9 protein-coding genes are annotated in these 11,728 nt (G+C 67.1%); 8 read left to right on the top strand and 1 reads right to left on the bottom strand.

Annotated features, from left to right (window positions below):
• Nucleotides 1–83: 83 nt before the first annotated feature.
• The 8 genes from I2488_RS17850 (at nucleotide 84) to I2488_RS17815 (ending at nucleotide 10,507) form a co-directional block, all read left to right on the top strand.
• Nucleotides 84–1,631 (top strand): tryptophan halogenase family protein, encoded by a 1,548-nt coding sequence (locus I2488_RS17850; RefSeq protein WP_196277143.1) that lies wholly within the window; start codon nucleotides 84–86, stop codon nucleotides 1,629–1,631.
• On the top strand, nucleotides 1,628–2,347 hold the full coding sequence (locus I2488_RS17845) for a SapC family protein (protein ID WP_196277142.1): 720 nt from the start codon (nucleotides 1,628–1,630) through the stop codon (nucleotides 2,345–2,347). The genes I2488_RS17850 and I2488_RS17845 overlap by 4 nt, the downstream gene beginning before the upstream one ends.
• A complete protein-coding gene (locus I2488_RS17840) occupies nucleotides 2,340–3,362 on the top strand; it encodes a cupin-like domain-containing protein (protein ID WP_343071110.1) in 1,023 nt (340 codons plus the stop codon). Before I2488_RS17845 ends, I2488_RS17840 begins: the two co-directional genes overlap by 8 nt.
• The gene (locus I2488_RS17835) at nucleotides 3,359–4,861 is read left to right on the top strand and encodes a tryptophan halogenase family protein (RefSeq protein ID WP_196277141.1); all 1,503 of its coding nucleotides are present in this window, start codon (nucleotides 3,359–3,361) and stop codon (nucleotides 4,859–4,861) included. Before I2488_RS17840 ends, I2488_RS17835 begins: the two co-directional genes overlap by 4 nt.
• Nucleotides 4,858–5,763, top strand: coding sequence for a glycoside hydrolase family 16 protein (locus I2488_RS17830; RefSeq protein ID WP_196277140.1), 906 nt, complete (start codon nucleotides 4,858–4,860; stop codon nucleotides 5,761–5,763). Before I2488_RS17835 ends, I2488_RS17830 begins: the two co-directional genes overlap by 4 nt.
• Before the next feature lie 6 nt (nucleotides 5,764–5,769).
• A complete protein-coding gene (locus I2488_RS17825) occupies nucleotides 5,770–6,828 on the top strand; it encodes a LacI family DNA-binding transcriptional regulator (RefSeq protein ID WP_196277139.1) in 1,059 nt (352 codons plus the stop codon).
• A complete protein-coding gene (locus tag I2488_RS17820; protein ID WP_196277138.1) occupies nucleotides 6,825–8,006 on the top strand; it encodes an MFS transporter in 1,182 nt (393 codons plus the stop codon). Before I2488_RS17825 ends, I2488_RS17820 begins: the two co-directional genes overlap by 4 nt.
• Nucleotides 8,007–8,125: 119 nt before the next feature.
• Nucleotides 8,126–10,507, top strand: a complete 2,382-nt coding sequence (locus I2488_RS17815) for a glycoside hydrolase family 3 protein (RefSeq protein ID WP_246465753.1) — start codon at nucleotides 8,126–8,128, stop codon at nucleotides 10,505–10,507.
• 4 nt (nucleotides 10,508–10,511) lie between these two features.
• On the opposite strand, the gene I2488_RS17810 is transcribed toward I2488_RS17815, so the two are convergent.
• A complete protein-coding gene (locus tag I2488_RS17810; protein ID WP_246465752.1) occupies nucleotides 10,512–11,114 on the bottom strand; it encodes a LysE family translocator in 603 nt (200 codons plus the stop codon).
• Nucleotides 11,115–11,728 lie beyond the last annotated feature (614 nt).

Here is an 11,728-nt window from a genome sequence, read left to right as displayed (position 1 = left end):
TACTGTTCACGCAGTGCGGGCCGCAGGGGTTTCGAGGAACTGACAGGCTCGCCGGATCAACCGGTGGCCGAAACGGGTGAGAGATGATCGGGTCGGTGGAGCAGGTTGTCATCGTCGGAGGCGGCACCGCAGGGTGGCTTTCGGCCTGCCTGCTGGCGGCGCGGCGGCCCGAACTTGCGATCACGCTGGTCGAAGCGCCCAATATTCCGACCATCGGCGTGGGCGAGGGCACCTGGCCGACGATGCGCGAGACGCTCGCCACCATCGGCATTCCCGAGGCGGAGTTCCTGTCCGAGTGCGACGCCTCGTTCAAGCAGGGTTCTCGCTTCGATGGCTGGGGCGATGGCGGCGAGGCTGACAGCTACTACCATCCCTTCACCCCGCCTCCGCCTGGCGACATGGCGGCGATGCTCGCGGCGTGGCAGGCGGATGCGCCGGGTGCGCCCTTTGCCGCAGCGATGACGCCTCAGGCTCTTGCCTGTGACGAAAGCCTTGCGCCACGGCAGCGGGCGATGCCGGACTACGCCGGGGCGCTGAACTACGGCTATCATCTCGACGCGGGCAAGTTTGCTACCCTCTTAAAGCGCCATGCTACCGCGCGGCTCGGCGTGACGCATGTTTCGGCGCAAGTCACTTCGGTTGCCAATGACGACACCGGCAACATCTCCAGCCTGCGCCTGCACGACGGGCGCGAGCTCGCTGGAGATTTCTTCATCGACTGCTCCGGCCTCGCCGCCATCCTGATCGGCGGGCACTGTAGCGTGCCGTGGGTCGACCGCTCGGACGTATCGTTCAACGACAGCGCGCTTGCCCTGCAAGTGCCGGTGGAGGCTGGCAGTGCCATTGCCTCGCAGACCATCGGCACCGCGCACGAAGCGGGCTGGATCTGGGACATTGCTTTGCCGACGCGGCGCGGCATCGGCTGCGTGTTCTCCTCGCGCTTCATGGACGATGCGCGGGCCGAAGAGGTGCTGCGGTCCTATGTTGCGGCGAAGCTGCCGGGGACGGACCTTTCCGCCTTGCGCCCCCGCAAGCTGACCTTCTCGACTGGCCACCGCGAGCGCTTCTGGCATGGCAACTGCCTCGCCGTCGGCCTCTCGGCCGGCTTCATCGAACCGCTCGAGGCCTCGGCCATCGTCACCATCGAACTGTCGATCAAGGCGCTCGCCGAGAGCTTCCCGCGTCGTGCGGCCACGATGGGCCTGCTCGCCGAGCGCTTTAACGAACTGTTCCGCTACCGCTGGGACCGCATCGTCGAATTCCTCAAGCTGCACTACGTCCTCAGTCGCCGGACAGAGCCCTACTGGCTGGCCCAGCGCGACCCTGCGACGATCCCCGCGCGGCTTGTCGAGGCGCTCGAACTCTGGCGCGATCAGCCCCCTTCGGTGTGGGACTTCCCCCGCATGGACGAGCTGTTCTGCGCCGCCAGCCAGCAATACGTGCTCTACGGCATGGGCTTCCCCGTGCCCGCCGGAGCGCCTGATGCAGCAGCGTCGCAGCGCCTTGCCGAAGTGCGGCAGCGCTCGCGTGCGCTTGCGGCGGCGCTGCCCTCCAACCGGACCTACCTCGATGCCCTGCGCCCTGTCGCGGCGGCAGACCCGATCGCCATGCACGGAGCGGCAATGAAATGAGCAACCACGCAGTCCTCAATCCCGCCGACCATGGCGAGTTGCGCATCGACACCGCGGCCAGCGCGGAACTGGGCGACAACGTGATGGCCTGCGCCACCGTGCCTGCCGAGTTTCGCTCGATCCAGGCTCACTACCCCATCGTACTGCGCCGCGACCTTTCGACCGGCAAGCTGGAAGCGCTGGCGCTGCTGGGTTTCGAGACCGGCGAGAACCTGTTCCTGCGCGATGGCGCCTGGGACGCTGCCTATCGCCCGCTGTCGATGGCGATCCGCCCGTTCCTGATCGGCCGCGCCGCCACGCCCGATGGCGTCGGCCAGGTCCACGTCGATCTCGACCACCCGCGTATCAGCAAGACGGGCGAGGGCGTGCGGGTGTTCGATGCCGGCGGCCAGCCCACGCCTTATCTCGAGGACATCGCCGCCAAGCTCGGCGATCTCGACCACGCCCATCGCGAATCCGCCGACTTCTTCGCCGCGCTCGATCGCTATGACCTGGCTGAATCCTTCACCCTCGAAGTGACTCTCGACGATGGCGCCAAGAACTCGCTCGTCGGCTATCACACCATCAACGAGGAGAAGCTCTCCGCCCTCGATGGCCCTGCGCTGCAGGACCTTATGACCGGCGGCCACCTCGCGCGGATCTACATGATCATCGCCTCGCTCTCGCACTTCGGCGATCTGGTCGCGCGCAAGAACGCAAAGGTCCGAGGTGGCTGAGGCCGCTGCCCTGACGCTTCCTGCCGTTGCCGAACGGACGCTCGAAGCACCCGGCGATCTCGACGCCATGCTGCGGGGCGCGCGCGAACCATTCGTGCTGCGCGGCCTGGTGCGCGATTGGCCGCTGGTTCAGGCGGGCCTCCAATCGGCCCGCGCCGCCCGTGCCTATCTGGTGGAGCGCGCCCGCCCCGTGCCGTTCACCGTTTCCCTCGCCGATCCCGGCAGCGGCGGCCGCCTGTTCTATGACGCGGCCATGCAGATGAACTTCCGCACCGCGCGCGGCAAGCTGGACGACATCTTTGCAGGCTTTGACGCCAACGAAGGCCGCGCCGATCACCCGGTGATCTACCTCGGCTCGATCGACGTGCCGACGCACTTCCACGGCGTCGATGCCGAAAACCGCGTCGATCTCGGAAGCCGCGATCCGATCACAAGCCTGTGGATCGGATCGCCCACCCGCATCGCCGCGCACAACGATTTTCCCGACAACCTCGCGTGCTGCGTGGCGGGACGCCGCCGCTTCACGCTGTTCCCGCCCGACCAGTTCCGCAACCTCTACCTCGGCCCGATCGACAACACCCCGGCCGGGCGCGCGGTCAGCATGGTCGATTTCGCCGCGCCCGATTTCGATGCGCACCCGCGTTTTGCGGAGGCTCTGGCCCACGGGCAGGTGGCCGATCTCGAACCGGGCGACGCGCTGTTCGTGCCTTCGATGTGGTGGCACCATGTCGAGGCGACCGGGCCTTTCAACATCCTGCTCAATTACTGGTGGCGCGATACCCCGCGCTACATGGGCCAGCCCCAGACCGCGCTGACGCACGCCCTGCTTGCCATTCGGGACCTGCCGGAGGCGGACCGCGCGGTGTGGCGCGATCTGTTCGACTACTACGTGTTCTCGGGCGGCGATGAGGCCCGCGCGCACATTTCCGCAGAAGGGCAGGGCGCGCTCGGCCCCATCGACGCGCAGGGCGCTGCCCGCATTCACCAGTTCATCCTGAGGAGCCTCAGCCAATGACCGCTTCGCATCTGCCCCGCCGCATCGTCATTGCCGGAGGCGGCACCGCCGGATGGATGACCGCCGCCGCGCTCGCCCGCACGCTCGGGGCCGTTGCGCAGGTCACGCTGGTCGAGAGCGAGCAGATCGGCACGATCGGCGTCGGTGAAAGCACGATCCCGCCGCTCGTCACCTACAACCGCCTGCTCGGCATCAACGAGGCCGAGTTCATGCGCGCCACGCAGGCGACGTTCAAGCTGGGCATCAATTTCGAGAACTGGCGGGTGCAGGGGGAGAACTACTTCCACTCGTTCGGCGGCACCGGCAAGGACCACTGGTCGGCGGGCTTCCAGCACTTCTGGCTCAACGGTCTGGAGCGCGGACATGCCGAGCCCTACGGCGAATACTGCCTTGAGCTGAAGGCGGCTGAAGCTGGCAAGTTCGCGCACCTTCCGGATGACCGGATGAACTACGCCTACCAGCTTGATTCCGGCCTCTACGCGAAGTTCCTGCGCACCATGGCCGAAGCCGATGGCACCACGCGGATCGAGGGCAAGATCGCCCGCGTCGAACTTGATGGCGAGAGCGGCAACATCGCCGCGCTGGTGCTGGAAGGCGACCGCCGCATCGAAGGCGATCTGTTCATCGACTGCACCGGCTTTCGCGCGCTGCTGATCGAGGGCGCCTTGCGCGCAGGGTACGACGACTGGACACACTGGCTCCCTTGCGACAGCGCCATCGCCATCCAGACCTCCAGCGTGCGCGCGCCGGTACCCTATACCCGCGCCATCGCGCACGAGGCGGGCTGGCAGTGGCGCATCCCGCTGCAGCACCGCCAGGGCAACGGCGTGGTCTATTGCAGCGACTACCTGAGCCACGAGGCGGCGCTCGAAAAGCTGCTCTCGACCGTGGAGGGCGAGAAGCTGGTCAAGCCCAACCACATCCGCTTCCGCACCGGCGCGCGGCGCAAGCAGTGGCACCGCAATTGCGTGGCGGTGGGGCTTTCGGGCGGCTTCATGGAGCCGCTCGAGTCCACCTCGATCCACCTGATCCAGCGCGCCATCCTGCGCATCGTGCGGATGCTGCCGGCGGGCGAAATCAGCAGTCGCGACATCGACGAGTTCAACGAACAGCAGTTCACCGACATGGAACAGATCCGCGACTTCCTGATCCTGCACTACAAGGCGACCGACCGCCGCGACACGCCGTTCTGGCGGCACTGCGCCAGCATGGAGATCCCCGCCAGCCTCGAACACAAGATCGAACTGTTCCGCGAAACCGGCCGCGTCTTCCGCAAGAACGAGGAACTCTTCGCCGAGAATTCCTGGGTGCAGGTGATGATGGGACAGGGGATCAGTCCGCAAAGCCACCACCCGGTCGCCGCCAAGCTGCGCGACGAGGAACTGAAGCATCTGCTCGGCTCCCTGCGCGAGCAGGTCAGCCGCACCGTCGCCGCGCTGCCCTCGCACGGCGATTACGTGGCCCGCTATTGCGGTGCGGAGGTTCCGGCAGCGGCATGAGCTTTCTGCTTCTGGCCGCGGCGGCGGTCCAACCCGATTGGCAACTCGTCTGGGCCGACGAGTTTGACGGCACCTCGCTCGATCGCACCCACTGGGTCCTTGCCGAGGACTGCTGGGGCGGCGGCAACGAGGAGCGCCAGTGCTACACCGCACGCGCGGCCAACCATCGCGTCAAGGATGGCGTTCTGGAGATCGTCGCGCAGCGCGAGGACTTCACCGGCCCGGCATTCCCGCGCGACCAGCGCGACAGCATGGAAAAGGCCGAGGCGACCCGGAGGAAGCCGTTCACCTCGGCGCGCCTTTCAACGCAGGGCAAGGCCTCGTGGCTCTACGGCAAGATCCAGGTCCGCGCGCGTCTTCCGCAAGGGCAGGGCACATGGCCTGCGATCTGGATGCTGCCCGAGGACTGGGCCTATGGCGGCTGGGCGCGCTCGGGCGAGATCGACATCATGGAGGCGGTCAACCTCGGTGAGCCGTGTGAGACCTGCGAGGCCGGGCGGGAGAACCATGTGCTCGGCACGATCCACTTCGGCGGGCAGCCCCCGCGCAACCGCTATATCAGCGAGGAAACGCAGCTCTCCGATCCGACCGCCTTCCACACCTACGAGGTCGAGTGGGACAAGGACGGCATGGTCTGGCGTGTCGACGGCAAGGACTATGCCCGCCGCTTGCCCCATGAGTGGCACACGCTTGGCTCGGACAAGCCGGGCGCGCCGTTCGACAAGCCCTTTCACCTGATCCTCAACCTCGCCATCGGCGGGCATCTCTCGGAGAGCCGCAACGGCAAGGGCGTCGACGGTTCGGGCTTCCCCAAAACGATGGCAATTGACTGGGTGCGCGTATGGCAAAAGCCGGGCGAAGCGGGTAACGCAGGGCCCGGAACGAAGAGCGGGGGGAACTGACAGCCCATGGCGCGCAGGCGGCAGGCGGTGACGATCAAGCACGTGGCGGCCGATGCGGGCGTCTCGCTGCAGACGGTCAGCCGCGTCATCAACAACGAGGCCAACGTCCGGCCCGAAATGCGCGAGAAGGTCCAGGCCTCGATCGACAAGCTCGGCTACGTGCCGTCGATCGCGGCGCAGCGGATGAGCGGATCGCGCTCCTACCTGATCCTCGCCCTCAACGACCGCGAGCGCACCATCGCCGACTGGCGGGCGCGGCAAGGCACCGACTGGGTCGACCAGATGCTGCTCGGCGGAATGCTGGAGTGCGCCGAACAGGGCTATCGCCTGATCTTCGAACTGGTCGACACGCACAATGATCACGTCGAGCGGGAACTGGGCGCGGCGATTGCGGCGCTCCAGCCTGACGGCGCGATCCTGACGCCGCCGCACTCGGACAACCCGCAGATCCTCGAAACGCTGACCCGTCACAATGTGCCCTTCGCGCGGATCGGCGCGCAGGTGCACGAGGAGGGCCTGCCCGATGGCATCATGGTCTCGATGGACGACGAAGGCGGTGCCCGCACGGCAACGCGCCACCTGATCGAACTTGGCCACAAGCGCATCGGCTTCATTTCCGGCCCGTCCGAATATCGCCTCTCGGCCAAGCGCATCGACGGCTGGAAGGCCGAGATGGACGCAGCCGGTCTGCCCACCGACGGTTTGCTGGAAGCGGGCGATTTCACTTACGCCTCGGGCGTGCGCGCGGCCCGCGCACTGCTCACAAGCCTCGATCGGCCGAGCGCGATCATTGCCAGCAATGACCAGATGGCGCTGGCCACGGTGGAAATTGCCGACGAACTCGGCCTGTCCATTCCGGCGGACCTTTCGCTGGTCAGCTTCGACAATACCCCATTGGTGCGGTTTACCCGTCCCGCACTTACCGCTGTCGATCAGCCGATTGCCGAGACGACGGCAACTGCCGTTCGCAGCCTGATCGCGGCGCAGAAGGGCGAAGCGACACCGGGGCCGGTGATCCTGCCGATGGGCTTCGAGATCCGCGGCTCCACCGGCCCGGCGGCGTGACTGCCGCCCCGAGCCGCGAACGTCGCTTTCTCGCGCTCTATGCCCTCGCCTGGGCCGGATCGACGATTGCCTATGTCCCGTTCCTGACGCTGCTTCTGCCGATGCATGTCGGCCACCTGGCCGGTGCCAAGGCCGTGGGCTGGCTTGCGGCGACCACCTTCCTTGGCGCGATTGCCGCCAGCCTGTGTAACATCGTCTTCGGATGGGCGAGCGACGTGGCGGGCAAACGACGGCCCTTCGTGCTGGCGGGGCTGCTGCTGTCGAGCGTGATGCTGCAGATGGCGCCGCGCACCGGGACGCTACTTTCGCTCGCCGTGGTCATCGCGCTGTGGCAGGTCGGGCTGAACATGATGCTCGGGCCGCTTTCGGCCTGGGCCGGAGATCAGGTGCCCGACAGGCGCAAGGGCCTGCTTGGAGGATTGCTCGCCTTCGCCCCCGCGTCAGGCGCGCTGGCTGGTGCCGTGGCCACGTTGGGCGAGGGGCTTGCGCTCGAAACGCGCTTTGCCTTTGTCGGCGCAATCGTCGCGCTCTGTGTCCTGCCGCTGGTTCTGCTGGGCGAGGACGCCGTTGTGTCTGGCACGTCGAGACCTGCCGATGGCAGCGAGGTTGCGCGCAAGGTGCTCAAGGGCATGGCCACGCGGATGTGGCTGGCGCGCCTGCTGGTCCAGATTTCCGAAGCTTCGCTCTTCGCGTTCTTCTACCTGTGGTTGCGCACTGTCGATCCCGGTCTGGCCGACAGCGCGATTGCTCGCGTTCTGCTGACCGCGATGCTGATCGGCGCGCTGGTTGCACTGGTCGCCGGGGGCAGGGCGGACCGTACCGGCGAGCCGGTCATGCCGCTGGTGCTGGCGTCGGTTGGCGCAGCGCTCGGGCTGCTGGTCATGGCCATGACCGGGAGCCGCGACGGGGCGATTGCCGGGTACATCCTGTTCGGCCTTTCGACTTCGGCGTTCCTCGCCCTGCACAGCGCGCATACCCTGCGCGTCCTGCCGGACAGCGCGCGGCGCGGGCGCGATCTCGGCCTGTTCAACCTGACCAATACGATTCCGTCGCTGGCCATGCCTGCATTGACTTTGGCGCTTGTGCCGACGCTCGGCTTCGGCGCGCTCTTCGTGGTGCTGGCGCTGCTCGCGCTGTGCGCCACGGTGCTTCTCCTCGGCTTGCGACGAACCGCCTGACACTTCTCCGGCGCAGGGTTGATTTCCATTCGCAAACGTGTGAAACGCTCGATTGAGAACGTTCACAGAATTTGGGGAAGTCGATGTCGAAGGGAAGCTTGCGCCAGGCCAAGGCAAGCATGGCGGCGCTATCATTCCTGCTTCTGGCCGCGCCGGTCGCGGCGCAGGAAAGCCCTGTTGCCAATCCGGCGAACTGGCCGGTGGCGCACAGCCCGTCGACCATCACCGATGCTAAGACCGAGAAGGCGATCAGCAAGCTGCTGCGCAAGCTGACGGTCGAGCAGAAGGTCGGGCAGGTGATCCAGGGCGACATCAGCTCGATAAAGCCCGAGGACCTTGCCCGCTACCCGCTCGGCTCGATCCTCGCCGGCGGCAACAGCGGTCCTTATGGCGACGAGCGCGCTGACGCGGCCAAGTGGTTCAAGCTGGTCAAGGAATTCCGCGCTGCCTCGCGCAAGGCCGGGGCAGGGGTGCCGATCCTGTTCGGTGTCGACGCAGTTCACGGCCATTCCAACCTGCCGGGCGCAACCATCTTCCCGCACAACGTCGGCCTTGGCGCGGCCCATGATGCCGAGCTGATCAAGCGGATCGGCGCGGCGACTGCGGCGGAAGTGGCGGGCTCAGGCATCGAATGGACTTTCGCGCCAACCCTCGCTGCTCCCCAAGACTTGCGTTGGGGCCGTGCCTACGAGGGTTACTCCAGCGACCCCGCTGTGATCGCCAGCTATTCGAAGGCGATGGTCGAGGGTCTTCAGGGACCTTTGCTCGCCGGAAAGCCGCTGCCGTCCGAGAAGGTCGCTGCCAGCGCCAAGCACTTCCTTGCCGATGGCGGGACCGAGAATGGCAAGGATCAGGGCGATGCGAAGCTGTCCGAGGCCGAGCTCGTCCGGCTGCACGCGCAGGGCTATCCCGTGGCGATCGACGCCGGGGCGCTGACGGTCATGGCCAGCTTCTCGAGCTGGAACGGGGTCAAGAACCACGGCAACCGCTCGCTCCTGACCGACGTGCTCAAGAAGCGCATGGGCTTCGAAGGGCTGGTCGTCGGCGACTGGAACGGGCACGGGCAGGTGGAGGGCTGCACTCCGACCGACTGCGCCGCTTCGATCAACGCCGGGCTCGATCTCTACATGGCACCCGACAGCTGGAAGGGCCTGTACGACAACACCTTGCGCGAAGTGCGCGAGGGCAAGATTTCGATGGCGCGCCTTGACGACGCGGTGCGGCGCATCCTGCGCGTGAAGTACAAGCTCGGCCTGATGGGGCCGAAGCTGGTCGAGCGCGGTGATCCGGCAGCAGTCGGCGCACAGGCGCATCTCGACGTGGCGCGCGAGGCCGTGGCCAAGTCGCTGGTGCTGCTGAAGAACGAGGGGTCGGTCCTGCCGATCAAGCCGGGGGCCAAGGTGCTGGTGACCGGGCCGGGGGCTGACAGCATGGCGATGCAGGCCGGTGGATGGACGATCACCTGGCAGGGCACGGACACCACCGGGGCCGACTTCCCCAAGGGCCGCACCATCGGGCTGGCTATTTCGGAGGCCGTGGCCGAGGCTGGTGGCACGACCGAGATCAACGCCAAGGGTCCTGACGCGACCAAGCCTGACGTCGCCATCGTAGTATTCGGCGAGCAGCCCTATGCCGAGTTTCAGGGCGACGTGCCCAACCTCGCCTTCCAGTCGCGCGAGGGCGAACTGGAGCTGATGAAGCAGCTCAAGGCGCAAGGCGTGCCGGTGGTGGCGGTGTTCCTGTCCGGACGCCCGATGTTCGTGGGACCGGAGATGAACGTCGCCGATGCCTTCGTCGCCGCGTGGCAGCCGGGTTCGCAGGGGCAGGGCGTGGCCGATGTGCTGGTGGCGCGCAAGGACGGCAAGCCGGTCCGCGATTTCACCGGGACGCTGGCGTTCGACTGGCCGCGCGATGCGCGCTCGCCGATGATCGACCCGCTGTGGCGGGTGGGCCACGGGTTGAGCTATGCGAAGCCCGCCAGCGTCGGCAAGGTCAACGAAGACCCGCGTGTCGAACTGGGCAGCTTGCTGAGCGAGACGACGTTTATCAGGGCCGGCAAGGTGATCGAACCGTGGCGGCTGGGTCTCGACAGCGTGGTGACGATGCGCGCGGTCGACGTGGCGGCACAGGAAGATGCGCGGCAGTTCACCTGGGCCGGGAAGGGCGACATCGCGCTCGACGGGCCGGTGGTCGACATGCAGCGCCACCTGAATGGCGGCTTCGCGCTTCGGCTGGACTGGCGGCTTGACCAGCGCGGCAGCGGTCCGGTCACGGTGTCGTTCGCGGGCGTGAAGATGGATGTCAGCCAGAGCCTCGGGGCGCCGGGCAAGCCAGCGACCCTGCGCATCCCGCTGACCTGCTTTGCGGAGCACGGGGCGAAGCTGAATGCCGTGGGTTCGCCGCTGCGGCTCGGCGCGGACAAGGGCTTCACGGTGAGCCTGCGCAACGCCCGCATCGAGGGCGTGGGCGAGACGATTCCCTGCCCGCCGTTCGTGCAGTAGGCCTTTAGCGGACCGGCGTGAGCAGGAAAGATGCTGCCACGCCGAGGATGATCAGCGCGAAGATCCGGCGGACCGTCCGTGTCCGCCGGGGATCGGACAGCCAGCCTTGCGCGCGGGCTCCGGCGAGCACGATCGCGCAGTGGATCAGCGTGGCGATCGCGGTGCTGATCACGCTTAGCAGCAGGGCATTGCCGATGCTGAGCGTCTCGCCGCCGAGGAACTGCGGGGCGACGACCACGAAGAACAGATAGGCCTTGGGATTGAGCAGGTTGATCAGCGCACCGGTCGCGAAGGCGCGGCCGGTGGTGCCGTTGGCGGCAGGCGTTTCGTTGCCCGCACCGCGCCAGGCCTCGACCGCGAGCCACACCATCATCAGGGCGCCGGCGATGCGCAGGCCGTTCCACAAGGCGGGAAAGCTTTCGAGCAGGGCGGCAAGGCCGAGGGCAGCAAGCGCGCCGTTGGCCAGCAAGCCCACTGCAACTCCCGCAACGGCCGCCATGCCATTCCGCTTGCCCTCGGTCGCGGCGAGGCCCGCCAGCCAGGCCATGTTGGGGCCGGGCGTCAGTTCGATCAGCAGTACGGCAAGCGCGAAACCGACGATATCCAAGCCTTGGGTCCTTCTGGGTGAAGGGCTTGCAGTGGACGCGGCCTTGAGGGAGTGCAAGTCTTGGGCGCAACAACTTTGCGGCTTTGCGTGACATAACTCTCGCGCGGCGCTCGGGTGCCCACCCCGCTGCGACTAGGTTCGCTACGCTCTCCAAGTCTCGCGGCCCTCCCGCCTGCGGGAGGGCAAGACGCAACGCTCGTTCTCCCCTCCCGCAGGCGGGAGGGGTTGGGGGTGGGCATCCTTCGACAAGCTCAGGATGAGCGGGACACGTGATATGAAGCCTCATCCGCTGGCGAGTGCGGACCATGACGCCGGTGGGATAAGCACAGATCGCGCGACCGGTGCGGCGCCGTTGCGGCACGCGCGGGGAGGGCGCGGGACCGGTTGCGAATGGCCGGGGGGCGGTTCCGGGCCCCTGGTCGGCTCAGCCTGAGGGCGGACATATGTGAGAGGACGAAGCTGTGGCAGCGGCTCGCGGGCTGCTTTTGCTTCTGGCAAGCGGCTGCGTGAAAAGAACCTGTCGTTTGTGCTGACAAGTCGCACAATCATGGCGGGTTCCGCATCCGCAGCGTCGCTCAGGGTTCGGCGCCGTGCTATCAGCCCTGGGGTGTCCT

This window comes from Novosphingobium jiangmenense (assembly GCF_015694345.1).
In the GTDB taxonomy this organism is placed as follows: Bacteria; Pseudomonadota; Alphaproteobacteria; order Sphingomonadales; family Sphingomonadaceae; genus Novosphingobium; species Novosphingobium jiangmenense.
This window is presented reverse-complemented; position numbering and strand designations above follow the sequence as displayed.